Source organism: Microbacterium hatanonis (genome assembly GCF_008017415.1).
In the GTDB taxonomy this organism is placed as follows: domain Bacteria; phylum Actinomycetota; class Actinomycetes; order Actinomycetales; family Microbacteriaceae; genus Microbacterium; species Microbacterium hatanonis.
Window position 1 is genome coordinate 188,083 of record NZ_VRSV01000002.1, and the last position, 26,533, is coordinate 214,615.

General features: G+C 71.7%; 20 protein-coding genes. 7 read left to right on the plus strand and 13 right to left on the minus strand.

Going from position 1 to position 26,533, the window contains the following annotated elements; genetic code table 11:
- The 6 genes from FVP77_RS11095 to allB form a co-directional block, all read right to left on the minus strand.
- Positions 1-1,077, minus strand: a complete 1,077-nt coding sequence (locus FVP77_RS11095) for an ABC transporter substrate-binding protein (RefSeq protein ID WP_147894683.1) — start codon at positions 1,075-1,077, stop codon at positions 1-3.
- Between the two features lie 206 nt (positions 1,078-1,283).
- Positions 1,284-2,588, minus strand: a complete 1,305-nt coding sequence (locus FVP77_RS11100) for an allantoate amidohydrolase (protein WP_246134084.1) — start codon at positions 2,586-2,588, stop codon at positions 1,284-1,286.
- A gap of 3 nt (positions 2,589-2,591) precedes the next feature.
- Positions 2,592-3,818, minus strand: coding sequence for a pyridoxal-phosphate-dependent aminotransferase family protein (locus tag FVP77_RS11105; protein ID WP_147894684.1), 1,227 nt, complete (start codon positions 3,816-3,818; stop codon positions 2,592-2,594).
- The gene (locus FVP77_RS11110; protein WP_147894685.1) at positions 3,815-5,479 is read right to left on the minus strand and encodes an AtzH-like domain-containing protein; all 1,665 of its coding nucleotides are present in this window, start codon (positions 5,477-5,479) and stop codon (positions 3,815-3,817) included. Before FVP77_RS11110 ends, FVP77_RS11105 begins: the two co-directional genes overlap by 4 nt.
- Positions 5,476-6,579, minus strand: coding sequence for an acetamidase/formamidase family protein (locus FVP77_RS11115; RefSeq protein WP_147894686.1), 1,104 nt, complete (start codon positions 6,577-6,579; stop codon positions 5,476-5,478). The genes FVP77_RS11110 and FVP77_RS11115 overlap by 4 nt, the downstream gene beginning before the upstream one ends.
- 10 nt (positions 6,580-6,589) lie before the next feature.
- Complete coding sequence (allB, locus tag FVP77_RS11120) at positions 6,590-7,939, minus strand: allantoinase AllB (protein WP_147894687.1); 1,350 nt, start codon at positions 7,937-7,939, stop codon at positions 6,590-6,592.
- Positions 7,940-8,032: 93 nt separating this feature from the next.
- Here allB and uraD point away from each other — a divergent pair, with 93 nt between their 5' ends.
- From uraD to pucL, 3 genes are read left to right on the plus strand one after another with little or no spacing between them, the layout of a single operon-like run.
- Positions 8,033-8,554, plus strand: a complete 522-nt coding sequence (gene uraD / locus FVP77_RS11125) for a 2-oxo-4-hydroxy-4-carboxy-5-ureidoimidazoline decarboxylase (protein WP_147894688.1) — start codon at positions 8,033-8,035, stop codon at positions 8,552-8,554.
- Complete coding sequence (uraH, locus tag FVP77_RS11130; RefSeq protein ID WP_147894689.1) at positions 8,551-8,901, plus strand: hydroxyisourate hydrolase; 351 nt, start codon at positions 8,551-8,553, stop codon at positions 8,899-8,901. Before uraD ends, uraH begins: the two co-directional genes overlap by 4 nt.
- Before the next feature lie 2 nt (positions 8,902-8,903).
- The gene (gene pucL / locus FVP77_RS11135; protein WP_147894690.1) at positions 8,904-9,821 is read left to right on the plus strand and encodes a factor-independent urate hydroxylase; all 918 of its coding nucleotides are present in this window, start codon (positions 8,904-8,906) and stop codon (positions 9,819-9,821) included.
- 101 nt (positions 9,822-9,922) lie between these two features.
- Here the strand turns inward: pucL and FVP77_RS11140 are convergent, their stop codons facing one another.
- Both FVP77_RS11140 and FVP77_RS11145 read right to left on the minus strand, forming a co-directional pair.
- Positions 9,923-10,450 carry an adenine phosphoribosyltransferase gene (locus FVP77_RS11140; protein ID WP_147894691.1) on the minus strand — a complete coding sequence of 176 codons (528 nt, stop codon included), beginning with the start codon at positions 10,448-10,450 and terminating at the stop codon, positions 9,923-9,925.
- Between the two features lie 118 nt (positions 10,451-10,568).
- Entirely contained in the window at positions 10,569-11,771 is a 1,203-nt protein-coding gene (locus FVP77_RS11145) for an NAD(P)/FAD-dependent oxidoreductase (RefSeq protein ID WP_147894692.1), read from the minus strand.
- Between the two features lie 197 nt (positions 11,772-11,968).
- On the opposite strand from FVP77_RS11145, the gene FVP77_RS11150 reads away from it, so the two are divergent.
- Positions 11,969-13,645: a glycoside hydrolase family 13 protein gene (locus FVP77_RS11150; protein WP_147894693.1), complete on the plus strand. Its 1,677-nt coding sequence runs from the start codon at positions 11,969-11,971 to the stop codon at positions 13,643-13,645.
- A gap of 163 nt (positions 13,646-13,808) precedes the next feature.
- Here the strand turns inward: FVP77_RS11150 and FVP77_RS17075 are convergent, their stop codons facing one another.
- Together FVP77_RS17075 and FVP77_RS11165 are read right to left on the minus strand one after the other, a co-directional pair.
- Positions 13,809-18,866 (minus strand): family 78 glycoside hydrolase catalytic domain, encoded by a 5,058-nt coding sequence (locus FVP77_RS17075; RefSeq protein ID WP_246134085.1) that lies wholly within the window; start codon positions 18,864-18,866, stop codon positions 13,809-13,811.
- A 38-nt stretch (positions 18,867-18,904) separates the two neighbouring features.
- The gene (locus tag FVP77_RS11165; RefSeq protein WP_147894694.1) at positions 18,905-20,251 is read right to left on the minus strand and encodes an MFS transporter; all 1,347 of its coding nucleotides are present in this window, start codon (positions 20,249-20,251) and stop codon (positions 18,905-18,907) included.
- A gap of 127 nt (positions 20,252-20,378) precedes the next feature.
- On the opposite strand from FVP77_RS11165, the gene FVP77_RS11170 reads away from it, so the two are divergent.
- Together FVP77_RS11170 and FVP77_RS11175 are read left to right on the plus strand one after the other, a co-directional pair.
- Positions 20,379-21,374: a LacI family DNA-binding transcriptional regulator gene (locus FVP77_RS11170; RefSeq protein WP_147894695.1), complete on the plus strand. Its 996-nt coding sequence runs from the start codon at positions 20,379-20,381 to the stop codon at positions 21,372-21,374.
- Between the two features lie 148 nt (positions 21,375-21,522).
- On the plus strand, positions 21,523-22,737 hold the full coding sequence (locus FVP77_RS11175; RefSeq protein ID WP_147894696.1) for an amidohydrolase: 1,215 nt from the start codon (positions 21,523-21,525) through the stop codon (positions 22,735-22,737).
- Positions 22,738-22,758: 21 nt separating this feature from the next.
- Here the strand turns inward: FVP77_RS11175 and map are convergent, their stop codons facing one another.
- Positions 22,759-23,532: a type I methionyl aminopeptidase gene (map, locus tag FVP77_RS11180; protein WP_147894697.1), complete on the minus strand. Its 774-nt coding sequence runs from the start codon at positions 23,530-23,532 to the stop codon at positions 22,759-22,761.
- Positions 23,533-23,576: 44 nt separating this feature from the next.
- Between map and FVP77_RS11185 the strand changes: the two genes are divergently transcribed.
- Positions 23,577-23,852: a helix-turn-helix transcriptional regulator gene (locus FVP77_RS11185; protein WP_147894698.1), complete on the plus strand. Its 276-nt coding sequence runs from the start codon at positions 23,577-23,579 to the stop codon at positions 23,850-23,852.
- A gap of 96 nt (positions 23,853-23,948) precedes the next feature.
- Here the strand turns inward: FVP77_RS11185 and FVP77_RS11190 are convergent, their stop codons facing one another.
- Positions 23,949-25,013 carry a VanZ family protein gene (locus tag FVP77_RS11190; protein ID WP_147894699.1) on the minus strand — a complete coding sequence of 355 codons (1,065 nt, stop codon included), beginning with the start codon at positions 25,011-25,013 and terminating at the stop codon, positions 23,949-23,951.
- Between the two features lie 59 nt (positions 25,014-25,072).
- Positions 25,073-26,437 (minus strand): MFS transporter, encoded by a 1,365-nt coding sequence (locus FVP77_RS11195; protein WP_147894700.1) that lies wholly within the window; start codon positions 26,435-26,437, stop codon positions 25,073-25,075.
- Between the last annotated feature and the right edge of the window lie 96 nt (positions 26,438-26,533).

A 26,533-nucleotide genomic window follows, 5' to 3' on the forward strand; every position in this document is an offset into this window, starting at 1 on the left:
TCAGCCCGCGTAGGCGACGAGATCCGGGTTCTCCTCGTAGACCTCGGCCAGCAGGCTGAGGTCGAAGAGGTCGGATGCTTCGAGGTTGATCCCCGCTCCCGCGAGGCTCTTGATGGTCTCCGCCTGCAGGGCATCGGAGATGGTGAAGATGCCGTTCTCCTCGGTCTCGTCCGAGACGACCAGCAGGTTCTGGGCCTCGGAACCGGCGAGGGTCTTGGCCGGGTCGAGGTCGAGGTCGGTGCCGTAGGTGTTGATGGCGAGGTCGGCGCCGGCCTGCGGGTCGGCGAGGGCGTCGGTCCAGCCCTTGATCTCGGCGACGAGGAACGCCTTGAGCATCTCGCGGTTGTTCACGATGGTGTCGTCGGTCACCGTGACCGTCTCGGCGACGAACGGCAGACCGTTGTCGGCGAACGGCAGGTTGGTGGTGGCGGTGCCCGCCATCTCGACCGAGATGGCCTCGTTGGTGAGGTAGGCGACGAAGCCGTCGACCTCGCCGTTGATCAGCGGCGCCGGGTCGTACTGCACGGGGACGATGGTGACCTCGGAGGCGTCGATGTCGTTCGCGGCCAGCAGCGCGTTGAAGAGCGTCAGGTTGGAGTCCTGGACGCCGATCTTCTTGCCCTTGAGGTCTTCGGGGGTGGCGATGTCGCCGCCGTCCTTGAGCGAGAGCACCGTGAAGGGGTTCGCCTGGAACGTCGCGCCGATGATCTTCAGCGGTGCCGACTCGTTGGCGACGGCGGCGCCGACCTGCACCGAGTCGCTCAGCGCGATGTCGGCCGTGCCGCTCAGGAGCTCGGGAACGCCGCCCGAGGGGCCGGGGACCAGCTGCACCGACGAGAAGCCGGCGTCGGTGTAGTAGCCCTTGGAGTCGGCGATGTACTCACCGGCGAACTCCTCGTTGAAGATCCAGCTGAGCTGCAGCGTGATGTCGCCGAAGCCGTCGGCGCTGGCCGAGGCCTCGCCGCCGGCGGTCTCGGTCGTGCCGCCCGCGCAGGCGGAGAGGGCGACGGCCGCGACGGCGATCCCGGCGAGGGCTGCGGCGAGGCGCTTGGCGCGCCGAGGGAGAAGGAAGGACATGGACACTCCTGACGGATGTGGTGCTTCGGGTAGGAACGCGCACGCCCTGGGCCTCGACACTGCGCGTGACCCCGACGCTAGGCGATGTAGATTTCACGAACACTGGCGCGATGTTTCGCCGCCGTTACAGGTGTGCGGGTCAACACATCGATCGGCCGAGACTTCCCGCCTGGCGGCGCGTCTCGGCCGATCGGGACGTCTCGGGCTCAGCGGGGCTCGGCTGCGAGGTGCAGCACCGATTCGGCGAGCGCCTCGATGCCGCGGGCGACGTCGGCGGCGGAGACCGCCTCGTCGGGGTGGTGGCTGATCCCGTCGGGGTTTCGGAGGAACAGCATCCCGACGTCGGTGATGGCACCGATCGACATGGCGTCGTGGCCGGCGCGGCTGAAGATCTTGGGCGGTTCCTCCGAGCCGGGGCCGCGGATGCCCGCGCGTACGACGTCCTGCAGCAGCGGCGCGCAGAACACCGCCGGGGCGTTGTGCACCTCGCGGGCATGCCAGCGGAGCCCGCGACGCCCCATCGCTTCGTCCACCTCACGCGAGATGGCGTCCCACACCCGGTCGCGCGCACCGTCGAACTCCCCGCGGAGGTCGACGGAGAGGTGGGCTTCGCCGGGCACGATGTTGACCGCCCCCGGGAAGGCCTCCAGCTGCCCGACCGTGCCGATGATGTGGTGCTCGCCCCGGCAGATCCGCTCGACGGCGAGGGCGATCTCGCTCGCCCCGAGCAGGGCATCGCGCCGCATGTCGTACGGGGTTCCGCCGGCGTGGCGGGCCTCGCCCTCCACCACGAGCTGGAACCGTCGCGCGCTGGCGATCGACGACACCACGGCGAGCGCCTCGCCGCGGCGGTGCAGCTCGGGTCCCTGCTCGATGTGGGCCTCGAGGTACCCGACGAGTTCGTCGGGTCGGCGCGCGGCCTCCCCGACCCTGCCCGGATCGAGTCCGAACTCGAGGAACGCCTGCCGGAGGGTCACGCCGTCGGCGTCGGCGAGCGACCACCAGGCGTCGTCCCACGTGCCGGCGACCGCCGACGACCCGAGCAGCGCCTTGCCGAACCGCGTCCCCTCCTCGTCGGAGAACGCCACCACCTCCAGAGCGAACGGGAGGGGCGAGACGGCGAGTCCGTCGTCTCGGATGCTGCGCAGCATCCGCACCACTTCCAGGCCCATGAGCACACCGACGATCCCGTCGAAGCGCCCCGCATCGGGCACCGTGTCGAGGTGCGAACCGATCATGAGGGCAGGAGCGTCATCGCGCGGGGTCGCCGAGCCCGCCGAGGGCGCGAGGCGCCCGACCTGGTTGCCCGCGGCGTCCTGACGCGTGGTCATGCCGATCTCTCGCATCCATTCGGCGGCGAGCCTGTTGACACGGGCGTGCTCGGTCGAGAGGTAGACGCGTTCGATGCGTCCGGGGGTCGAGGTGACGCGCGCGAGTTCGTCGCAACGCTGCATCACCCGGCGGGCGGCTGCGGCGAGGCGGTCGGGCTCGACCCGGAGTCGGCTCTGCACGTGTCAGCTCGCCGCCCGGTAGACGTCGTTCGCGGCCTCGACCCCGCCGCCGGCGGGCACCGGGGCGCCGAAGCGGCGCAGCACCGTCTCGAGGGAGGCGAGGGTCTGCAGCACGGCGTCGGTGCGGGCGTTGTACCCCATCGTGCCGATGCGCCAGACCCGCCCGTGGAGCGGGCCGAACGATGTGCCGATCTCGATGCCGAAGTCGTCGAGCATCGCGGAGCGCGCCGCATCCCCCGGCACGCCCTCGGGGATCTCGACGGCGACGACGTTGCTCATCTTGTGGGCGACGTCGCCGAAGACGGTCAGGCCGAGCCCGCGCACCCCCGCGAGCATCGCCTCGCCGTGCAGGCGGTGCCGGTCGATGACGGCGTCGCGGCCCTCGAGCAGCAGCACCCGCGCGCATTCGCGGGCGCCGTAGAGCATGGTGGTCGCCTCGGTGTGGTGGTTCAGGCGACGGGGGCCCCAGTAGTCGAGGATCATGCCGAGATCGAAGTAGTTCGATCGCACGAAATCGGACGCCGTCGGGTCGCCCGCCTCGCGGATGCCGGCCTCGATGCGGGTGCGGGAGCGGATGACCTCCACCGCCGCGTCGGACAGGCTGATCGGGGCCGACCCCGACGGTCCGCCGAGGCATTTCTGCAGGCCGGCGGTCGCCGCATCCAGTCCCCAGGCGTCCATCTCGAACGCGTTGCCGCCGAGCGAGGCGGTCGCGTCGGTGTAGAACAGCACCCCGTTCGCCCGGCACAGCTCGCCGATCTCGTCGAGGGGCTGCAGCATCGTCGTCGACGTGTCGCCCTGCACGAGCGCGAGGAGGTGGGGCTTCACACGCTCGATCGCGTCGCGGACGGCCGAGACGGGGAACACCTCGCCCCACGGCACCTCGATCGTGTGCACCTCGGCCATCGCTCGCTCGGCGATCTCGGCGAGCAGGTGTCCGAAGCGGCCGAAGATCGGCACGAGCACGCGGTCGCCCGGCCGCACGAGCGAGATCATCGCGGCCTCGATCCCGGCGCGGGAGGTGCCGTCGACGAGCACGGTCGCGTCGTTGTCGGTCGCCCAGACCTGGCGGTAGAGCTCCTGGGTCTCGGTCATCGTCGCCGTCATGAACGGGTCGTACTGTCCGACGAGGGGCGCCGACATCGCCCGCAGCACGCTCGGGTACGCCGAGATCGGCCCGGGCCCCATCAGCAGACGTGCGGGCGGGTCGATCGGTGCGGGGAAGGTCATGGGGTCTCCGTTCGACGGACGAGGGATTCGAGGCGGCGGGCCAGGCGTACGAGCGCGATGTCGGTGCCGGCGCGCGAGACGAGGCACACCCCGACCGGAGCCGGACCCAGGGGCGAGGCGACGGTGAGCAGCGGCACCGAGACGGCGGGCAGGCCCGCCACCGCGGCGGGCACGGTCATGCGCAGCGTCGCCGCGCGGGTCGCGTCGATGTCGGCCGGGTCGGCGGTGCGCGCGGGTGCCGGGCCGGGCACGGTGGGGAAGATCAGCACCGCGTCGCGCACGAGCGCGTCGAGGCGGTCGCGCAGAGGTGCCAGCGAAGAACGGGCGGATGCTTCGCCCTCGGCCGTCACGGCGGCACCGGCCCGGAAGCGCTCGGCCGCGGCCGGGCCGACCGCACCGGGATGCGCTTCCAGCCACTCGCCGTTGTTGCGCCACGCCTCGGCGCCCTGCACCGCACGGAACGCGGCCGCGGGCGCGGCGAGGTCGCCGATGGGCACCTCGTCGACGGCGGGGCCGTCGGTCGCGCTCGCCAGAGCCTCGATCAGTGCGTCGAAGGCGGCGACCGTGGCGGGATCGGCATCGGCGCGGATCTCGGCCGGCACGCGCAGACGCCACGGCAGGTCGGGACCCGACTCCCCCCACACGCTCTCGGTCGACTCCGACCCGTCGTAGCTCAGGCACCAGTCGGCGACCCGCTGCAGGGTCTCGCCGTCGCGGGTGATCCAGCCGACCGTGTCGAACGACTGCGCGAGGGGCAGCAGACCCTGGCGCGGAACGAGCCCGTGAGTCGTGCGCAGCCCCCACAGCCCCTGGTACGACGCGGGGACGCGGACCGATCCGGCGGTGTCGGTGGCCAGACCGATCTCGGCCTGCCCGGTCGCGACCGCCGATGCCGGCCCGTTCGACGAGCCGCCGGGGAGAGCCCCCGGGACGGCGCCGTTGGGCGGAGTGCCGTAGTGCGGGTTGTCGCCCGCGATCGAGTACGCGAACTCGTCGGTGCGGGCGATACCGCGCAAAGACGCGCCTCCGCGCAGCAGGTCGGAGACGGCGGCGGCGGTCGTCGCCTCGGCCCGTGCGCTCTCGAGGTACGCCGGGTTGCCCGCACCGATGCGGAAGCCCTTGATGGCGAAGAGGTCTTTCACCGCAACGGTGAGTCCGGCCAGCGGCCCCTCCCACGCGCCCTGCAGGAACGGGTCGCCGACCTGGCGCCAGACGGCACGGTCGAGCGCCTGCGCACGGCCGGTGACGTGGGCGGCCGTGATGACCCAGCGCCCTTCGACCCGCTGCCAGACCTGTGTCTGGAGCCCGGTGCCCCCGCCCCGGAAGCGCGAGACCGACACCAGCAGCGCCACGTCCTCGGCGAGAGGGCGGTACTCGATCCGCTCGATGGTGCGGGGAGCCACCCCGCCGCGCAGCTTCCGGAAGGCCAGGAGGGCGTCGTCGCCGACGAGCAGCCCCGCAGCATCCCCCCGCATGACCTCGGACCCCGAGGCGAACGCCTCGTCGAGCACCGCGACGTCGTCGCTCATGAGCGCCCGCTCGTAGACGTCGAACGCCGCGCGCAGATCGGCGGGGATCGGCGGCTGAGAGTCCACGACACCCGGAGCGTGGTCGGGCGTCGTCCGGGTGTCTTGGCCTTTCGGAAGATCGGGGGCGCTCATCGCGCGTCTCCCGCCGTCGCTACCGCCGCGAAGTCGGACTCGCGGATGCGGGCGTGCACGCCGCACACGATGTCGACCACCTGCGAGATGTCGAAGTCGGTCGCCGCGCTCAGGTATGCGTACGCGAGGTGCTCGTCGAGACCCCACCGCGCCCGGATCAGCGAGAGGGCGGCGCGCACGCACGCACGCATCGCCGCGTTCAGGTCGGGATCGAGGCCGGTGGGAACCAGATACTCCGCCGTGCGGACGAGCGGCCCCGTGACCTCGCCGAACTCGGCGAGGGCGTCATCCCTCGCGACGACGTCGAACCGCAGGGTCGCGCGCAGCGATGCCTCCAGCGCGGTGAGCGCGACCTCGCCGTCGCCCTGCGCGAAGTGCGGGTCGCCGACGTACGCGAGGGCGCCGTCGACCTGCACCGGCAGGTAGAGCACGGTGCCCTCGACGAGCAGGTTGATGTCGATGTTGCCCCCGTGCGCCCCGGGCGGTACGGAGTGCGGCCGATCGGATCCGGCGACGGCGACCCCCATCGTTCCGAGGAACGGTGCGAGCGGGAACGTGACGACCCGCTCGCCGCCCTCGGTCACCGGGAGGCTCCCGAACAGCTCGCCGTCGCGTTCGACCACCGGGCTGAAGACGCTGACGTTCCCCGCCCCGCGCGGCAGCTCTCCGACGAGGGCCCCCTTGCCGTGGCGGTTCGAGATCACTCCGTACGGCACGCGCGGCACGAGCTTCACGACCGTGATCTTCAGCAGGTCGCCGGGCTCGGCGCCCTCGATCCGGATCGGTCCGGTGACCACGTGCGGGCCGTCGGCGGCCGGGTCACGGGTCACGGATGCGGCGATCTCGACCGCATCGTGGAGCACCTCGGAGGCCGCGACCCCGTGCGACGCGAAGAACGCGCGCGGATCCTTCCCCTGATCGTCGAGGATGCCCTCGTGCGAGACGGTGTCGATCGTGACGGTCTCGCCGGGCGCGACGGTGAGCACCGCAGCATCCGTCTCGCACGGCAGCCGCCCCCACCGCACGGTCTCGGGCGAGGCGGGGAGATAGTGGTCGCCGGGGGTCTCACCCACGCCGGGCTGGAGGATCTCGATCGTCATCGCGCGCTCCTCACTCCGCGAGTGACGCGGATCCGGCCAGGATCTCACGCCCCCGCCGCTCGCCGACACCGGCGGCGCTGTAGGCGAGCCCGCCGTGCACGTAGGTCGCCTCGACCCCGCCCCGCAGCTCCTGCCCGTGCCACGGCGACATCTTGTTGCGGTACTCGAGCGTCGAGGCGTCGACCGTGCGCACGGCGTCGGGGTCGAACACGACGAGGTGGGCCGGCTCGCCGGCCGCGATGCGCCCGCGTCCGGCGAGGCCGCCGATGCGGGCGGGGCCGGTGGTGAACAGCGGGAGCAGCCGCTCGATCGGCACCCCGCGGCGGTGCGCCTCGGTGTGGACGGCTGCGAAGCCGGTCTGCAGGCCCGAGATCCCGCCCCACGAGAGCCCGAAGTCGGGAGACGACTTGAGGTCGGCGGTCGACGGGGAGTGATCGCTGACGACCGCGTCGATCGTGCCGTCGAGCAGGCCCTGCCACAGGAGGTCCTGGTTCGCGGCGTCGCGGATCGGCGGGCAGCACTTGAACTCCGCCGCCCCCGCAGGGACGTCTTCGGCGCGGAGCGTGAGGTAGTGCGGGCACGTCTCGACGGTGAGCGGCACGCCCTCGGCCTTGGCGGCACGGACCGCGTCGAGCGCCCCGCCGTCGGAGACGTGCACGATGTGCGCCCGCCCGCGGGTGCGCCGCGACGCCTCGATCACCGCGAGGATCGCCTCGCGCTCGCTCCGCGGCGGACGCGAGGCGACGAAGTCGGCGTACACCTCTCCGAGCGGGCCGTCGGCGTGCAGGTGCGAGGGGTCTTCGGCGTGGACGATGAGGATGCTGCCGAGCGCGGCGATCTCGGCGAGCGCGGCCTCGAGCTGGTCGAGGGCGAGATGCCCGAACTCGTCGATGCCCGACGGCGACAGGAAGCACTTGAAGCCGACGACGCCCGCCGCATCCAGCTCGGACAGGGTGCCGATGTTCTCGGGCACCGCTCCGCCCCAGTACCCGACGTCGACGGCGAGCTTGCCCCGGGCGGCGTCGCGCTTGTCGGCGAGCGCCTCGACCGTGGTGGTCACCGGCACACTGTTCAGCGGCATGTCGAGCAGGGTCGTCACCCCGCCGGCGGCAGCGGCGGCCGTGCCGGTCGCGAAGCCCTCCCATTCGGTGCGCCCGGGCTCGTCGAGGTGCACGTGGGAGTCGACGAGGCCGGGGAGCAGCATCCTCTCGTCGTCGAGCACGAGATCGGCGCGCGGGTCGAAGGCGTCGACGGCGGCGATCACCCCGCCGACGGTGCGGACGGTGGCGGGCACGAAGGCGGCACCCGTCCAGACACGGCGCGCGGCGACCGTGGTGGGCAGGGCGGGGAACGCGGTCATGACGACCACGCTAGGTGCGCCGCGTTTCCCGGATGTTACCCAGGGCAACATTTCCGCCGCTCGCCCGAAATGTGCGCTCGATACGGTGACGGGATGGAACTGAGCGAATTCGACGCGGCCGACGAGGCCCCAGCGACCGCGACCGCCCGCGTCTGGGCCGAGGTGGACGGGTGGGTGAACGCGATCGTGACGGGTCGCCCGTTCGGCTCGGTCGACGCCCTCGCAGCGTATGCGGGCGCGCTCGCGCAGCAGTGGACGCCCGCCGATCTGGAATCAGCCCTCGCCCACCACCCCCGCATCGGGGCTCGCGTGTCGGGCGCGGATGCCGCGGCCTCGGCCTCCCGTCGCGAGCAGGCATCGATGTCGGCCGCGGGCGATGACGTCGTCGGCGCGATCGCCGAGGGCAACGCGCGGTACGAGGAGCGGTTCGGTCGGGTGTTCCTGATCCGCGCCGCCGGCCGGACGCCGTCGGAGATGCTCGCCGAGCTCGAACGCCGCCTGTCGAACGATCCTGAGACCGAGACCCGCGAGGCGACCGCGCAGCTGGCCGAGATCGCGTTGCTGAGACTGCGCGAGACGTTCGCCGCGCCCACCCTCCCGGAGGAGCAGGAATGACCCACCTCACTACGCACGTGCTCGACGCGGCGACGGGGAATCCGGCCGCCGAGGTGTCGGTCGTGCTCGCCCACGCATCTGGCGGGGCCGTCACCGCGGAGGCCGCCGGGGCGATCGTCGCCCACGGGGCCACCGACGCCGACGGGCGTCTCGCTCTCGGACCCGAGACGCTCGAGCCCGGCGACTACACGCTGACCTTCCTCACGGGCGAGTACTTCGCCGCGCGTGACACACCGACGTTCCACCCCTATGTCGCCGTGACCTTCACGGTCGACGGCTCGGGCCGGCACCTGCACGTGCCGCTGCTGCTGAGCCCCTTCGCCTACTCGACCTACCGCGGGAGCTGAATATGACAGAAGTGAGCGTCAGCCTCGGCGCCAACAAGTACGGCAAGGCCGAGAACCGGGTCGTGCGCGTCGTGCGCGACTCCGCCCGGCACGAGATCGTCGACCTCAACGTGACGTCGCAGCTGCGGGGTGCCGCCCTCGCGTCGGCGTACCTCACGGGCGACAACTCGATGGTCGTGGCGACCGACACGCAGAAGAACACCGTCTTCGCCTTCGCGAAGGAACACGGCATCCGCTCGCCCGAAGAGTTCCTGCTCTCGCTCGCCGATCACTTCACCTCGTCGTTCGATTGGATCGAGGGCGGACTCTTCCAGGCCGAGCAGTACGCGTGGGAGCGGATCCTCGTCGACGGCGTGCCGCACGACCACTCGTTCGTGAGGCAGGGTCAGGGCACTCGCCTCGCGACCGTGCAGTCGATCGACGGCTCGGTGCACGTGACCGGCGGGGTGAAGGATCTCACGGTGCTGAAGACGACCGGCAGCGAGTTCGCCGGCTTCCCGCGGGATCGGTACACGACCCTCGTCGAGACCGACGACCGGATCATGGCGACCTCGGTGACGGGGCGCTGGCGGTTCCTGCCCGAGGCGGTCGAGGCCGGCATCGACTACGACGGCCTGTACGCCGAGGTAACCGAGGTGCTGCTGGCGACCTTCGCGTCGGTGCACTCGCTCGCTCTGCAGCAGACCCTCTTCGAGATGGGCAGGGCCGCGATCGAGGCCCGCCCCGAGATCGCGGAGGTGCGCTTCGCGATGCCGAACAAGCACCACTTCGTCGTCGACCTGTCGTCGTTCGGCCTCGAGAATCCGAACGAGGTCTTCTTCGCCGCCGACCGCCCCTACGGCCTCATCGAGGGCACGGTCACGCGCGACGGCGCCGCACCCGCCCCCGACGCCTGGCTGGACCTGCCCGCGTTCGTCTGACCTCGCCGCTGAGAAGCGCTGAGAAGCGTTGAGAGGCCAAGACACCCGGACGACCCTGCGTGGCGGTCCGGGTGTCTTGGCCTCTCGGCGGCTGGTGCTCGTCAGACGTGGAAGAGCGAGTGCAGCGGGGCGTCGCCCAGCGCCGCGCGCCCGCCGAGCACGTCGATCTCGAGCAGCGCCGCCGTGCCGATGACCTCGCTGCCGAGGGCGTGCACGAGCTCTCGCCCCGCGGCGAGCGTGCCGCCGGTGGCGAGCACGTCGTCGAGCAGCAGCACGCGGGTTCCGCGGGGCAGATCGTCGTGCATCTCGATCGCGGCGGTGCCGTACTCGAGGGCGTAGGAGACGGATGCTGCGGGGCGCGGCAGCTTCCCGGCCTTCCGGATCGGCACCAACCCGACCCCGGCGGCGACGGCCGCGGCTCCGGCGAGCAGGAATCCGCGCGCTTCGATCCCGGCGACGACGTCGAAGCCGCCCGCGAAGGGCTCCAGCAGAGCGTCGATCGTGGCACGGAGGGCGGCAGCATCCGCCAGCAACGGCGTGATGTCGCGGAAGACGACCCCCGGCTGCGGGTAATCGGGGATCGACCCGATGAGCGATTCGGCGCGGGCGAGGGCGGAGGCGTCAGGCACCGTACGACCTTACGCGAGCCGCGGCCGCCGCAGACCGCGAGACCCGTCCTGCCCGGCGAGACCCCGGCACCGAAGCCGGGTCTCGCCACGCCGAAGCGGTCTCGCGGTCGGGCCCGGCTCAGCGGATGCGGCCGCGCAGGTCGTCGGGAGTGAGCTCGTCGGCGGCGGCGAGCACGGCGCGAGCGGCGTCGCGCCGGTCTTCCACGCCCCACAGCAGCACGCCGACCACCCGCCCGCCGTCGAGGTAGTAGACGACGCCGCGCTCGAAGGGCTCCTGCCAGTCCTCGACCGTGTCGAGCGACGCGTCGAGCGTGCCGACCGCCTCGTACCGGTGGCCGAACACGGCGGAGTAGTAGTAGGGCGTGTGCGTGTAGGGCTCGTCCGCTCCGGCGAGGTTGCGCCCGACCGACCGCCCCATCTCCTGCGCGTTGTCGACGTGCTCCACCCGGCGGCGGCCGAGGATGCGGTCGGGATAGCGGGCGACGTCGCCCGCGGCGAAGACGTCGGCCGCAGACGTGCGCAAGAACTCGTCGACGACGATCCCGTCCTCCACGACGAGCCCGGCGTCTTCGGCGATACGCGTCTCGGGGGTGATGCCGAGGCCGCCGACGACGGCATCCGCGCGGAGCTCATCGCCGTTCTCCAGCTCGAGACGTGCCCCGGAGCCGTCGACCGCTCCACCGGAGACGCGGCTGCCACCGACCAGCTCGACGCCGGCGTCGCGGAACATCTGCTCGAAACGGCGCGCGAGATCGGCGGGGAAGACGTCGTCGCCCAGCACCGAGCCGGTGTGCACGAGCGTCACCGCCATGCCGTTCTGCACGAGGGCCGCGGCGAGCTCCGTGCCGATGTAGCCGCCGCCCACGACGATGATCGATCCGCCCGCGTCGGCGAGGGCCCGCAGCCGCCGGTAGTCCTCGGCCGTGCGGAACGCGATCGAGCGGCCACCGTCGGAGGCGTCGTCGAGGGGCAGCGCCACCGGTCGGCCACCGGTCGCCAGAAGCAGCCGCCCGTAGGTGAAGGTGCGGCCGTCGGTCGTGACCACCTCGTGCGCGTCGGGTCGGACGGCCCGCACGGTGGTGCGCAGCAGGATCTCCGCGCCGGTGTCGGCGGCGGTGTCCAGCGGCACCTGCTCCTCGGTGAACTCGGGGTCGGTCCAGAGCTTCTTGCTCAGCGCCGGGCGGGTGTACGGCTCATCGACGTCGTCGCTGAGGATCAGGATCGTCGCGGAGGCGTCGACCTCGCGGATGCCGCGTGCCGCGCTGTCGGCGACCATCCCGCCGCCGACGATGACGTGGGAGAAGGGGGTGGAATCAGCCATGATCCGAGCCAAGCCGCCTCGCGCCGTTCGCAGCCACCGCTGGACAACGCGGCCTCGCTGCGTTATCCGGGTGACCGTCAGACCCGTTCCGCGCGACCAGCCCCCGACATGCGCCCCGGGTCTCGTCGGGCAGCTGCGGTCTCGCGGTCGGAAGCCGCTCTCAGCAACGGATCGAACCGATTCGGTAACCTGGTCGCATGACGACCGTTGAGACCGTGGCGACGACCGAGGCACGACCGACCGAGACCGGATCCGAGTGGTGGCGCACCGCCGTCATCTACCAGATCTATCCCCGCTCGTTCTCCGACAGCTCCGGCGACGGCATCGGCGACCTGCCCGGCGTCACCGCGCACCTCGACGACCTCGAGAAGCTCGGCGTCGACGCGATCTGGCTGAGCCCCTTCCAGCGGTCTCCGCAGAAGGACGCCGGCTACGACGTCGCCGACTACTGCGACGTCGACCCGCTCTTCGGCACGCTGTCCGACTTCGACCGGATGCTGGCCGAGGCGCACGCACGCAGCATCCGCATCATCGTCGACCTCGTGCCCAACCACTCGAGCGACCAGCACGTCTGGTTCCAGGACGCCCTCGCGGCCGGCCCCGGCAGCCCCGAGCGCGCTCGCTACATGTTCCGCGACGGGCGCGGTGAGCACGGCGAGCTCCCCCCGAACAACTGGGACTCGGTCTTCGGCGGCCCCGCGTGGACCCGCGTCACCGAAGCGGGCGGCGCCCCCGGCCAGTGGTACCTGCACCTGTTCGACACCTCCCAGCCCGACTTCGACTGGTCGAACGAAGAGGTGCGCGAGGAGTTCCGCACCGTGCTGCGCTTCTGGCTCGACCGGGGCGTGGACGGGTTCCGCGTCGACGTCGCGCACGGCCTCGTCAAGGAGGCGGGTCTGCCCGACTACACGCCCTCGCCGGAGGGCGGTTCGATGGGCGGCGACGAGGCGAACGTGCCGTACTGGGGCCAGCCCGGCGTGCACGAGATCTACCGCGACTGGCACGAGGTGCTCGCCCAGTACGACGGCGACCGCGCCCTGTGCGCCGAGGCATGGCTCCCGACCATCGAGAAGACCGCGCTGTGGGTGCGTCCCGACGAGATGCACCAGGCGTTCAACTTCGTCTTCCTCGAGACCCACTGGAACGCGGCCGACCTCCGCTCGGTCATCGACGAGTCGCTGCGCGCCTACGGCGCCGTGGGCGCTCCGAGCACGTGGGTGCTGTCGAACCACGACGTCGTGCGTCACGCGTCGCGCCTGGGGCTCCCCGCCGACATCCCGCAGGGTGCGGGCATCGGCCCGAACACGGTCGGCAAGCCCGATCCTGCGCTGGGACTCCGCCGCGCCCGTGCCGCGTCGGCGCTGATGCTCGCGCTCCCGGGTTCGGCCTACATCTACCAGGGCGAGGAGCTCGGGCTGCCCGAAGCGATCGACCTGCCCGACGACGCGCGTCAGGACCCGACCTGGTTCCGCACCGACGGCGAGAAGTACGGGCGCGACGGATGCCGCGTCCCTCTCCCCTGGACCAGCGACGGCCCCGCCTTCGGCTTCAGCGACACGGGCGCCTCGTGGCTTCCGCAGCCCGCCGAGTGGGCGACCCTCGCCCGCGACGCGCAGCAGGGCGATTCCGCGTCGACCCTCTCCCTCTACGAGACGATGCTGGCCGAGCGTCGCGCCCGCGGCCTCGGTGCCGGCACCCTCACGTGGGTCGACGGTGCCGGACCCGACGTCCTGTCGTTCCGCAACGGCGACCTGCACGTGCTGACGAACATCGGCTCCGCGCCGCTCGAGCTGCCCGCGGGCACCGTCGTCGTCGCGAGCGAGCCGCTCGAGGGCCGCATGCTCCCGCCCGACACCACGGTCTGGCTGGCCTGACGGGTCCTGCGCCACCGCGCAGCATCCGCCCTGCTCGTCGAGACGCTGTCGTCTCGCCGAGGCGACACGATCTTCGCGCAGGAGGGGTGTCTTCTCGGCGAGACGACGTCGACTCGCGCGCGCCTCCGGGGGAGGAAGCGAACTCCCTCCCCCGCCGCACGGATCAGAGCGCGGCGACCTCGGCGGCGTGGCTCAGCTCGATGAGCTGCTCGAGAGCTGCGTCGGGGATCTCCACCCCGGGGAAACGGGCGAACTGACCCATCGGCATCGACTCGACCATCTTCAGCATGTTGCCGTTGTCGTCGGCCGCGTCGAGCTGCTCCTGGCTGGCGTCCGCCATCATCGCCTGCATCAGCGCGGGGCCGACCACGGGGTGGCCGAACCACTCGCCCACGGTCGAGCCCAGCGTGAGCGGCTCGGGCCGGTCGGTGTCGCCCTCGATCGCGACGTCGGCGGCGAGCGCGATGTCGACCGACGACCGGCCGATCTCGACGGTGTAGGTGCCCGGCTGCACCCACCAGCGGTCCTTCCCGGCGTCCCAGTGCGCGAACGAGCGCCGGCTCAACGCGATCTCGACGGTGGCCGACTCTCCCGGAGCCAGCTCGACCTTCGCGAACCCGGCGAGCTCGCGCACCGGTCGGCGCACGCTCGATCGGGCGGGGGCGAGATAGACCTGCACGATCTCGGAACCCGCGACCTCGCCGGTGTTGCGCACCGTGACCGACACCGACGCCGCATCCGGCCCGGTCACGGTCGCCTCGACGGCGTCGTAGGCGAAGGTCGTGTAGCTCAGACCGTGGCCGAAGGGGTAGCGCACCGGGTGGCCGGTCGACGTGTAGTAGCGGTAGCCGACGAAGACGCCCTCGCCGTAGCGCACCGCGAGGTTGTCGCCGGGGAAGTTCAGGTACGACGGGGTGTCTTCGAGCCGCAGCGGGATCGTCTCCGCCAGGCGCCCCGACGGGTTGACGGCACCGGTGAGCACGTCGGCGAGCGCGCTGCCGACGGCCTGCCCCAGAGCCCAGCCCTCGACGATCGCGTCGACGGTGTCGTGCCACGGTTCGAGCGAGACGACGCCGCCGTTCGAGAGCACCACCACCGTGCGCCCCGCTCGGCCGGCGACGGCCTGGATCAGCGCGACGTGGTCGGCGGGGAGGTCGATGTGGGTGCGGTCGAAGCCCTCGGACTGGTCCTTCTCGTACAGCCCGACGAACACCACCGCCACGTCGGCCTCGGCCGCAGCATCCGCGGCCTCCTGCCTGAGCGCGTCGGCGTCCGTGTCGCCGTAGCCGGGCGCGTACTGAACGCGGTCGTCGCCGAGTGCCGCGCGCAGCTGGTCGAGGGGCACGTCGAGCCGCGTCGGATTGACGTGGGAGCTGCCGCCGCCCTGGTACTGCGGGTGCTCGGCGAGTGCGCCGATCACGGCGATCCGCTGCCCCGCGACCAGCGGGAGGGTCGCGTGCTCGTTGCGCAGGAGCACGACGGATGCTGCGGCCGCCCGGCGCGCGAGCGCGTGATGCGCGTCGGCGTCGAAGGGCTCCGTCTCGGCGGGAAGGGCGGTGCGCTCCACCAGCGCGGCCAGGCGGGCGACGGCCTCGTCGACCGCACCGCGGTCGAGCCGGCCCTCGCGCACGGCGGCGACGATCGCTCCCGTGCCCTCCTCCCCGGTGCCCGGCATCTCGAGGTCGAGCCCGGCCCGGAGCGCCTCGACGCGATCCTTGATCGCGCCCCAGTCCGACACGACGAGCCCGTCGTAGCCCCACTCCTCGCGGAGCAGCTCGGTGAGGAGCCAACGGTTCTCGGATGCGAAGACCCCGTTGATCGCGTTGTACGCGCTCATGATCGACGTGGGGTTCGCCTCGGTCACCACCCGCTCGAACGCGGGGAGGTAGATCTCACGGAGGGCCCGGTCGTCCACCTCGGCGGAGACCTGCATGCGGTCGGTCTCCTGGCTGTTGACGGCGAAGTGCTTCACCGAGGTGCCGACCCCCGTCGACTGGACACCGTGCACGTACTCGGCGGCGAGGACCCCCGTGAGCAGCGGGTCCTCGGAGAGGTACTCGAAGGTGCGACCGCCCAGGGGCGACCGCTTGATGTTGATCGCCGGTCCCAGCAGCATGTTGACCCGCAGCGCCCGGGCCTCCCGGCCGAGGGCCGTTCCGACCTCGCGGATGAGATCGCGATCCCAGCTCGATCCGATCGCCGCCCCCGGGGGGAAGCAGGTCGCGGGGACGCTGTCGTTGAATCCGAGGTTGTCGGCGGTTCCCTCCTGGCGGCGCACACCGTGCGGTCCGTCGACCATGACCATCGAGGCGACCCCCGCGCCCTCGTTCGTCGACCAGAAGTCGCGACCGGTCAACAGGCGCGCCTGCTCCACGAGGCCGGTGTCGACGGTCTCCGCGACCGGCGCGGTGAGGATCTCGGCGGGGATCTCCTCCCCCGCGGCGAGCGCGGCGAAGCCGCGCTCCCAGTCGGCGAGCACTCCGGCGGGATCGGGCAGCATCGCGCTGATCTGCCTCGGGGTGGTCTCGCCCTGTCCTCGCAGGCCGCCCGACATGTGCTCGGCCGCCTCGGGTATCCACTTGCCGATCACACCGGTGAACACCGCCATCGCCCGCTCGTCGTCGATGATGTCGCCCAGCCGGGAGTCGACGTCGAACGTGCGCTGCTCGACGCTGTCGACCTCGAACGCCTCGGCGAAGGAGTGCGTGCCGGGCCCGACCTCGTGGGTGGCGCCCGAGGGGAGCTCGACCACGCCGGTCGCCCCGACGGGCACCTCCACCGTCAGCGCGAGACGGCCCGCGTCGATCGTCCAGCTCGAGGCCGCCCGACCGTACGGGGTGTCGAGCGTCGCCGACGCCGATGCGATCTGCCGGCGGGGCGGCTGGGGGGCGAAGAGGATGCGGCGGTACCCCGGAGCTGCGGGAGCGAGCCCCGCGACGACCCGGTGCATCCAGTCCGCGACTGCGCCGAAGGCGTAGTGGTTGAACGACGTCATCCCCGACGGGTTGACGGTGCCGTCCGGCAGCAGCGAGTCCCAGCGCTCCCAGATCGTGGTGGCCCCCTGGCGCACCGTGTACAGCCACGAGGGCGACTCGGTCTGGAGCAGCAGGCGGTAGGCGGTGTCGACGTGGCCGTTCGCGCTGAGCGCGTCGGTGACGATCGGGGTGCCGATGAAGCCGGTGGAGATCTTGTAGCCGCTCTCGGCGACGATCACGGCCAGGCGGTCGGCCGCCCGCTGACGGGCGGCGGGGTCGTCGATGAGGTCGAACACCAGGGCGAGCGCGTACGCCGTCGTGGAATCGGACAGAAGTCGGCCCGACGGCGAGACGTACTCGCGGTGGAACGCCGTGCGCACCTCGTCGGCGAGCGCGCCGTAGCGCGCAGCATCCTCGTCACGGCCGAGGAGGGCCGCGGTCTCGGCGACGATCCGCGCCGAGCGCGCGAAGTACGCCGTGGCGACGATCTCGGGGTAGGTCTGAGCCTGCTCGGGCCGGTGGGCCGGAGCCGTGGGGTCGAGCCAGTCGCCGAACTGGAAGCCCGCGCTCCAGACCCGGTCGTCACCGGCGGCGGCGGTCACCTCGTCGACCCACGCGGTCATGCTGTCGTACTGGGTCTCGAGCACGCCCGCGTCGCCGTAGGCCTGATAGATCGTCCAGGGCACGACGGTCGCCGCATCCGCCCACCCGGCCGTCGGCCCGCTGTACCCGGTGACGATCGCGGGCACCACCATCGGGGTGCCGCCGAGGGCGCGCTGCTCGGCGGCGAGGTCTTTCAGCCACGAGGCGAGGAAGCCGGCGGAGTCGTAGAGGTAGGTCGCGGTGGGGGCGAAGACCTGCAGGTCGCCGGTCCATCCGAGGCGCTCGTCGCGCTGCGGGCAGTCGGTGGGCACGTCGACGAAGTTGCCCTTCATGCCCCACACGACGTTCTCGTGCAGACGGTCGACGAGCTCGTCGGACGCGTCGAACCAGCCGGTGCGCGCCATGTCCGAGTGCAGTACCTCGGCCACGATGTCGGCCGGGTCGAGATCGCCCGGCCATCCGGCGACCTCGGCGTAGCGGAACCCGTGGAACGTGAAGCGGGGCGCCCAGGTCTCGACCCCGCGGCCTACGAGCGTGTAGGTGTCGGTCGCCTTCGCGCCGCGCAGCGGAGCGGTCGCCAGCTCGCCGTGCTCCAGGACCTCGGCGTGACGCAGGGTGACCACTGTCCCCGCCTCGCCCGTGACCCTCAGACGCAGCCGGCCGACGAGGTTCTGGCCGAAGTCGAGGATCGTCGCGCCCGACGGCGAGGTCAGCACCTCCTGCACCGCGCGCTGCTCGACCACGCGCACCGGCGGGCCGTCGGGGGCGACGAGCTCGACGTCTCCGAGGTCGCGCTCGACGACGGGAGTCCAGTCCCCCGCATCGAACGCGACCGACGACCACCCCGGCTCGAAGGCGCGGGCGTCGTAGTGCTCGCCGTTGTAGAGGTCGGCGGAGGTGATCGCTCCGGCACCGCTGACCCAGTCGGTGCCGGATGCGACGACCTGGCGGGTGCCGTCGGCGTAGGTGACCTCGACCTGCACCAGCACGGCGAGGTCCGATCCGTAGAGCGCCCGCTTCTGCGCCCAGCCGAGGTACCCGCGCCACCATCCGTCGCCGAGCCATGCGCCGATCGCGTTGGCGCCCGCGACGAGGTGCTCGGTCACGTCGTAGGTGCTGTACCGAAGACGCGACCCGTAGGTCGTCCAGCCGGGTGCGAGCTCGTCGTCCCCGACGCGGCGCCCGTTGATCTCCAGCTGGAAGAGCCCGTGGCCGGTCGCGTAGGCACGAGCAGCCACGATCTCGTCGTCGCGGAGATCGAACGACCCGCGGACGAGGGGGGAGGCCACGGTCTCGTCGGCGGGACCGACGAGCCGCGCCGACCAGTCGGCCGCATCGAGCAGCCCCGCCTCGACGGACGACCACTCGCTCCACGCGCTGACCGACCCGTCCGCGCCCGTGACCCGCACGCGCACGTCCTGCCGCTCGCGGGAGGTGAGGGGTGCGAACGGCCACGCGACGAGCACCGAGTCGCCGCCGTCGACGGTGGCCGTCGCGCCGTCGCGCCGCTCGATCTCGACCCCGGCCTGCACCCAGCCGTTCGGAGCGCCCGAGGTGATCCACGACAGGCGCGGGCGCGCCTCGCCGATCCCCCGCGCGGTGCGGTGGTGTTCGAAGCGGACGGGGGCGACGGTCAGCGTCATGGGAGGGTCTCCGGGGTCGTTTCGGGTGGGGGATCGGGTCAGCGAACCGAGCGGATGCGAAGCACCACGGCTCCGGCGATGACGACGGATGCTGCGGCCACGATGAACAGCAGCGCGTAGTTGCGGTCGTCGCCGGTCACTCCGATGAGGAGGATGCCGGATGCGGCGAGCGGGGCGAGCGACTGCGGGATCGACGTGGCGAACCCGGTGATGCCCATGAAGCGGCCGGCATCGGTCTCGCGCTCGGGGAGCACATCGAGAAGCAGCGCCTGGTCGACCGCGGCGAACAGCCCGAGGCCCACGGACGTGGTCAGCGAGCCCACGATGAGCATCGTGAGGTCGGGCGCGAAGGCCTGAGCCAGCATGCCGCCCGCCATGATCAGACCGCCGATCGTGATGAAGAGACGACGACGACGCAATCTGTCGGAGAGGAACCCGCCGCCGATGGCGCCGAGCGTCACGGCGAGGATGCCGCCCAGGCTCAGCGACGCGATGATGCCGGCGACAGACTCGACCGTGATCCCCAGCCGGTCGGCGAAGAAGTAGGCCGTGTAGGTCGTGTTCAGGGTGATGCCGGTGTAGAAGAAGAATCTCCCGAGCCAGTTCCACGAGAAGTCGGGGTGCTTGCGCGGGTTGTAGAGGTACTTCGCGAGCAGCTGCGCGACCGTGATGGGCTCCTTCGACAGGCCCCGGCTGTCGTCCTCGTGCACGAGCAGCACGAACAGCAGCACGAACAGCACGCCGACCGACCCCGGGACGAGGAAGAGCAGAAGCGGGTCACCGGTGAAGAACTGGGCGAGCACCACGCCGAAGACGGGCGCGATCTGCGTGGCGAAGCTCGTCAGGCCCGCGACCTTGCCGCGCTGCGATTCGGGGAGCCGATCGGCGGTCGAGATCTGCAGGTTGCTGAGGGCCGTGCCCCAGCCCCACTGTGCGAGGACCCAGCCGGCACCGAGCACGAAGACGTTAGGTGACAGCGCCATCACCACGAGCGAGACGACGCCGACGAGCATGCCGCCCACCATGAACGGGCGACGGCGCCCGACGCGGGTGCGGGTGCGGTCGGACCAGACGCCCATGAACGGGGAGGTGAGCATCACGAACAGGGCGCCGGCGCCGGTGATGAACCCCAGGTACTCGGGGTGGCCGGGAGCGAGGGTGTTGACGCGGATCGTCAACGAGATCGCGAGCGGGGTGATGAAGGCCATGAACACGCCGAACTGGGCGAGCACCATGAACCAGATGTAGCGGGAGCCGACCTTGGGAAGATCGGGTCGGGCAGACGCATCTGTCTCTTCGGCTGTCGCGGTCGAGTCGACCGGCGCCGCGGGAAGCGTGGCCGCAAGGGGCGTGACGAGCGGTTCGTCGTGGGGAGAGGGGCTCATCGAGACTCCATCGTCAGGAGGGGGCCCATCGGCCCGACCATTGCTAGCGCGCGCTAGCCAGCTCACCGTAATCTACGATGGCTAGCGCGCGCAACCACGATCACGGCGCGCAGGAGCTCGAGGATCGATGGAGCAACGCGAACTCTCCAAGCGGGTCACCGCGGCCGACGTCGCACGCTCGCTGGGGCTGTCGCGGGCCACCGTCGGCTTCGTGCTCAACAACACCGCCGGCCAGACCATCTCCGAGGCCACCCGCCGACGCGTGATCGCGGAGGCGGAGAGACTGGGCTACCGCCCGCACCAGGCGGCGCGCGCCCTCGCGAGCGGCCAGAGCCGGATCGTGCTGCTCGTGCTCCCGGATTGGCCGATCGACCACAGCATCCGCGTCCATCTCGACGAGGCGTCGATCGTGCTGGACCGCGCGGGGTACTCGCTCGTGACCACCACGCCCCACGCCGACGGCCACGCCCCGCCGCTCTGGGAGACGCTGAACCCCGACGTGGTGATGGGACTGCTGCCCTTCACCGCGAAGACGCTCGCGCAGATGCGACGCCGCGGGGTGCGACGCATCGTCCCCGATGCACCGGCGTCGCCGGCACCCGCCGAAGGGGGCGACGGGTTCGCCCTCGGACCCCGCGCTCAGGTGGAGCACCTGCGGGGCCGCGGGTATCGCCGCCTCGCGTTCGCCGGCTCGCCCGACCCCCGGCTGTCGGGGCTCGTCGCCGAACGCCGCGCCCTCGCCCACCGCAGCGCCGATCGGCTGTCGGATGTCGATCTCGTCGCCGACGCCGACATCTCCCCCGACACCGTGGCGTCTGTGCTGTCGGACTGGGTGCGCGACGGCGTCGACGGCGTTGTCGCCTACAACGACGACATCGCGGCACTGCTCGTCGGAACGGCGCTGCGCTCGGGCATCGCCGTCCCGGAGCAGATCGCGGTGATCGGTCACGACGACACACCCGTCGCCTCCCTCTTCGTCCCCGCACTCTCGAGCATCCGCATCGACAGCGCCGGGCTCGGCCGCTACCTCGCCGAGGTCGCCCTGGCCGCGATCGACGGGCGGCCGACGCCTCCGCCGGGACGCGCCGGCGAAGCGACGGTCGCGCATCGCGAGACCACCTAGCGCGGTCCGGCCGCGCGCAGCATCCGTCCGCCTCGCCGAGACGACGGCCGGTCGCCGAGGCGACATGCTCTCGACGCCGAAAGGGTGTCGTCTCGGCGAGACGACGTCGTCTCGACGGCAGCGCCGCACGCACCCGTAGGCTCGGGGCATGACGATCGACCTCGAAGCCCTGTACGTCGACCTGCACAAGCACCCGGAGCTGTCGTTCCAGGAGACCCGCACCGCCGGGGTGATCGTGCGCCACCTCACCGAGCTCGGACTCGAGGTCGAGGAGGGGGTCGGACGCACCGGCCTCGTCACCTCGATCGTGAACGGGGACGGGCCGGTCGTCTGGCTGCGCGCCGACATGGACGGCCTCCCCGTGCAGGAGCAGACCGGCCTCGACTACGCCAGCACCGCGAAGGGCACCGACCCCGCCGGGCTCGAGGTTCCCGTGATGCACGCGTGCGGTCACGACATGCACGTCTCGTCGCTCGTGGGCGCACTCGAGCGCCTCGTGAACACGAAGAGCGACTGGTCGGGAACCGTGGTCGCGGTGTTCCAGCCGGCCGAGGAGTACGGCGCGGGCTCGAAGGCGATGATCGCCGACGGCGTGCTCGACCGGTACCCGCGCCCCGACATCGTGCTCGGCCAGCACGTGACCCCGCTCCCGGCGGGCGTGATCGGCGTGCGCCCCGGCACGCAGATGGCCGCATCGGACGGGCTGACCGTCGTGCTGCACGGCCGCGGCGGGCACGGATCGCGCCCCCACTCCACGATCGACCCGGTGGTGATGGCCGCCGCCACCGTCATGCGCCTGCAGACGATCGTCTCGCGCGAGATCGACCCGAGAGACGTCGCCGTCGTGACGGTCGGCTCGATCCACGCGGGTCTGAAGAACAACATCATCCCCGCCGAGGCGAAGCTCGAACTGAGCCTGCGCTACCCGAACGACGAGGCGCGCGCCAAGGTGCTCGAGAAGGTCGAGCGCGTCATCAGGGCCGAGGCCGCCGCATCCGGCGCCGAGCAGACCCCGACGATCACGACCGACCACACCCTGCCGCCCACGATCAACGACGAGACCGCGACCGCGCGGCTGACGGGCGCCTTCCAGCGCGCGTTCGGCGACGACAGCGTCGTGGACCCCGGCATGTTCACCGGCAGCGAGGACGTGTCGTGGTTCGCCCGCGAGGCCGGCGTGCCGCTGGTGTTCTGGTTCTGGGGCGGCGTCGACCCGAAGAAGTTCGCGGATGCTGTGGCCGGCGGCACGCTCGACCGCGACGTCCCGACGAACCACTCGCCGTACTTCGCGCCCGTGCTGCAGCCGACCCTCGATCGCGGTGTCGAGAACCTCGTGGTCGCGGCTCGGGAGTTCCTCGCCTGAGGCCGACCCGCCGCGAACGGACTAGCGCGAGGGCAGTGTCAGGATCTCGGCACCCGAATCGGTGATCGCGACCGTGTGCTCGCTGTGCGCGGTGCGCGCGCCCGTCGCGCTGCGGAGGGTCCAGCCGTCGGGGTCGGTCACGAGCTCTGCCGTGTCGGCCATGACCCAGGGCTCGAGCGCGAGCAGGAGGCCCGGGCGCAGCGCGTAGCCGCGGCCGGGGCGACCGGTGTTGGCGACATGGGGCTCCTGGTGCATGGTCGATCCGATGCCGTGCCCGCCGAACTCGACGTTCACGGGGTACCCCGCGTCTTTCAGCACCGTGCCGATCGCGCGCGAGATGTCGCCGACCTTGGCACCCGGACGGGCGGCGGCGATACCGGCCGCCAACGCGCGCTCGGTCGCATCGATCAGCGCCAGGTCGTCGGCCGACCGCGTCTCGCCGACGATGAAGCTGATGGCGGAGTCGGCGGCGATGCCGCCCTTCACCACGGCGAGGTCGAGCGTGAGCAGATCGCCGTCGGCGAGGGCGTAGTCGTGCGGCAGACCGTGCAGCACGGCGTCGTTGACGGCGGTGCAGATGTAGTGACCGAACGGCCCGCGGCCGAACGACGGCGCGTAGTCGACGTAGCACGACGTCGCGCCCGCCTCGACGATCATCTCCTGCGCCCACCGGTCGATCTCGAGCAGATTCGTGCCGACGACGGCGCGGTCCTTAATGGTGTGGAGGATGTCGGCGACGAGGGCGCCGGTCACCCGCGCGCGGCTGATCTGGTCGGGGTTCAGGATCTCAATCACCCAATAACTATACCGGCCATATCATCCCGTCTACACTCGAGGCCATGGTCAGACTGCCTCTCAGCCCCGAGGAGATCGAACGCGGGCGACGCCTCGGCACGCTCCTTCGGCAGGCCCGCGCCGGACGCCCGATGCTCGACGTCGCCCTCGACGCGGGCGTCTCGCCCGAGACCCTCCGCAAGATCGAGTCGGGCCGCATCGCGACCCCCGCGTTTCCGACCATCGCCGCGATCGCGGGAGTGCTGAACCTCTCCCTCGACGAGGTCTGGGCCGAGGTCAACGTCGGCGCATCCGCCGCGCAGCATCCCGTCGCGTCCTGAGCGCCCGTCGCCCGAGCGCACGGGTTGCGCCCGAGCGCACGGGTTGTGCGCGTACCCGGGCCGTGTGGTCGGGGTGAAGCCGTGCGCTCGCGAGACCTACTCGACGCGCGCCGACGCCTCGCGCTCGTCGACGACGCGGGCACCGAAGACGCCGGGGAGTCCTCGACCGTCGCGGAACGCGAACAGCATCACCGCGGTCGCGACGACGAACGGCAGCGCCAGGAGGCTCCACGGATCGGGCAGGGCGTCGAGCAGCGTGTACCCGCTGACGCCGGTGATCCACCGCACCGGACGGGCGAGCCACGTCGGCAGCACCCCTCCCGAGAACCGCAGACGCACGGCGAGGTCGCCGACCGAGCGCCCGGTGACCAGGATCACCGCGAGCCAGAGGCCGGTGCCGACGACGAGACCGCTCACCGTGGCGGGCGTGCTGTCCAGGACGGCCTCCCGATCGCCCACGACGAACTGCAGCCACAGCTGCACGACGATACCGACGGCCGATATGACGAGCCCCAGGCCCACCGCGTCGCACAGCATGCCGAGCGCCCGGCGCCGACGGGTCACGGGGCGCGGGACGTCGGCGTCCGCAGCGCGTTCGACCCCGCGCAGTCGGGAGGGGACGACGAGCGCGAAGAGCGAACCGGCCACGGCGCCGAGGGTGTTGGTGAGCATGTCGTCGACGTCGAAGACCCGGTACGCGCAGGGGTGGATGCCCCAGACTCCCGTCACCTGGGTGGTCTCGACGAACGCCGAGGTGCCGAGGCCGACGAGGAGGGCGACGAGGATGCCGCGGCCGCCGAGCACGCGCAGGAAGAATCCGAGCGGCACGAACAGCAGCACGTTCAGCACGAGCTGGAGGATGGCCGGGTCGGTCACGAACGGACCGGGCCGGCGCGCAGCGCCCCGGACGTCGTCGATGAAGGCCCAGATGTCGAGGTTCACCCCGGCGCACCGCATCGTGTCGGGGTCGGGGAGCGGGAGGAGCGTGTACGTCCAGATCGCCCAGAAGTACACCAGCGCCAGGGCCCACAGGACGGCCCTGCCGGCGGTCAGCCGGCCGCGCCGCCGATAGCTGACCGCGACGAAGGGGACGAACAGCAGGAACCCGGCGAAGCCCCCGGCGAGGATCGCGAGGATGCCGTTGCGCACCTGTTCATCCACCCTGCGAGTCTATGGATCTCCAGGTCGCGCGACGATCGCCGCCGCGCGACCTGGAGGGCTCAGTTCGCGCGCACCGCGGTGGGCGCAGCATCCGTCGACGTCGCACCGTCGACGTCGGCGCGGTGCAGCGTCTCGGGCAGGAACGCGATGCCGACGAGGCCGATGATGCTCAGCCCGACCAGGTACGCCGCGACGAGCCAGGGCGCGCCTCCCGCCAGAGCGACGAGCGCGGTCGCGACCAGGGGCGCGGTTCCGCCGACGAGCGCGGCGGGGATCTCGCGCGAGATCGCGATGCCGCTCCAGCGCATGCGCGTGGGGAACAGTTCGGCGAGCATCGCGGCGCTGACGCCGATCGTCGCGCCCTGCACGATGGCGAGGCCGAGGATCAGCCCGAGCGCGACGAGCACCGAGTTCTCGGTCTGGAAGAGGAAGAACATCGGGAACGCGAACGCGATGGCGAAGATCGCCGCTCCGATGAGCACGGGCTTGCGGCCGATGCGGTCGGCCAGGCGACCGAAGCCGAGGGTGGCCGGGATCGTCAGGAGCTCCGCGACGATCAGTCCGATGAGCGCGTGCGTGGGATTCACCGAGAGGGTGCCCGTCGTGTACGACAGCGAGAACGTCTGCACGACGTAGACCCACGGCAGCGCGAAGACGAACAGCGCCATCCCGGCCAGCAGCGTGCGCCAGTGCGACTTCACGGCCATCGCGAGCGGCGCTCGAGACACCGTGCCGTCGCGCTCGGCGGCCTCGAACGCCGCGGTCTCCTTCACCCGGAGGCGGAAGTAGAGGGCGAAGCCGACGATGACGATGCTCGCGATGAACGGGATGCGCCAGCCCCACGCCTGGAACTGCTCGATGGGCAGCAGGCTGATGAGGGCGAACGTCGCCGTCGCCAGAGCCATGCCGATGTAGACGGATGCTCCGGGGAACCCCGCGATGAAGGCGCGGTTGCGCGTGGTCGACGACTCGCTGGCCATCGTCATCGCCCCGGCGAATTCCGCTCCGGCGCCCGCGCCCTGGAAGAGGCGCAGGATGATGAGGCAGATCGGCGCCCAGATGCCGATGGTCTCGGCGGTCGGGAGCAGTCCGATGATGGTGGTGGCGATGCCCATCATGAGCAGGGTGGCGAGCAGGGTCGCCTTGCGTCCGATCCGGTCGCCGTAGTGGGCGAAGATCAGCCCTCCGATGGGACGCGCACCGAATCCGACGGCGAACGTGGCGAATGCTCCGAGAAGCCCCGCGAACTCTCCTCCGCCCGGGAAGAAGAGGGGAGCGAACACGAGCGCCGAGGCCAGCCCGTAGAGGGTGAAGTCGTACCACTCGATGACCGTGCCGACCGAGCTCCCGATCACGGCGCGACGACGCTGCGATCGCGAATCCAATCCCGACCGATCGATGTCGTCTGCGATGTCGATGTCCATGACACTCCTCTGTGTACGGGCCGCGCGGACGCGTGGGCGGGCCTCGGTGGCCGATCCGCCACCAGGTTAGGCAGAGCGGCCTCCCGCTCGTCATGT

Coding starts and splice junctions, on each gene's coding strand:
- uraH (WP_147894689.1), top strand. CDS start 8,551: ATGACCCACCTCACTACGCACGTGCTCGACGCGGCGACGGGGAATCCG.
- FVP77_RS11195 (WP_147894700.1), bottom strand. CDS start 26,437: ATGGACATCGACATCGCAGACGACATCGATCGGTCGGGATTGGATTCG.
- FVP77_RS11170 (WP_147894695.1), top strand. CDS start 20,379: ATGGAGCAACGCGAACTCTCCAAGCGGGTCACCGCGGCCGACGTCGCA.
- FVP77_RS11145 (WP_147894692.1), bottom strand. CDS start 11,771: ATGGCTGATTCCACCCCCTTCTCCCACGTCATCGTCGGCGGCGGGATG.
- FVP77_RS17075 (WP_246134085.1), bottom strand. CDS start 18,866: ATGACGCTGACCGTCGCCCCCGTCCGCTTCGAACACCACCGCACCGCG.
- FVP77_RS11095 (WP_147894683.1), bottom strand. CDS start 1,077: ATGTCCTTCCTTCTCCCTCGGCGCGCCAAGCGCCTCGCCGCAGCCCTC.
- FVP77_RS11110 (WP_147894685.1), bottom strand. CDS start 5,479: ATGAGCGCCCCCGATCTTCCGAAAGGCCAAGACACCCGGACGACGCCC.
- uraD (WP_147894688.1), top strand. CDS start 8,033: ATGGAACTGAGCGAATTCGACGCGGCCGACGAGGCCCCAGCGACCGCG.
- FVP77_RS11185 (WP_147894698.1), top strand. CDS start 23,577: ATGGTCAGACTGCCTCTCAGCCCCGAGGAGATCGAACGCGGGCGACGC.
- FVP77_RS11150 (WP_147894693.1), top strand. CDS start 11,969: ATGACGACCGTTGAGACCGTGGCGACGACCGAGGCACGACCGACCGAG.
- FVP77_RS11165 (WP_147894694.1), bottom strand. CDS start 20,251: ATGAGCCCCTCTCCCCACGACGAACCGCTCGTCACGCCCCTTGCGGCC.
- allB (WP_147894687.1), bottom strand. CDS start 7,939: ATGACCGCGTTCCCCGCCCTGCCCACCACGGTCGCCGCGCGCCGTGTC.
- FVP77_RS11115 (WP_147894686.1), bottom strand. CDS start 6,579: ATGACGATCGAGATCCTCCAGCCCGGCGTGGGTGAGACCCCCGGCGAC.
- FVP77_RS11175 (WP_147894696.1), top strand. CDS start 21,523: ATGACGATCGACCTCGAAGCCCTGTACGTCGACCTGCACAAGCACCCG.
- FVP77_RS11105 (WP_147894684.1), bottom strand. CDS start 3,818: ATGACCTTCCCCGCACCGATCGACCCGCCCGCACGTCTGCTGATGGGG.
- pucL (WP_147894690.1), top strand. CDS start 8,904: ATGACAGAAGTGAGCGTCAGCCTCGGCGCCAACAAGTACGGCAAGGCC.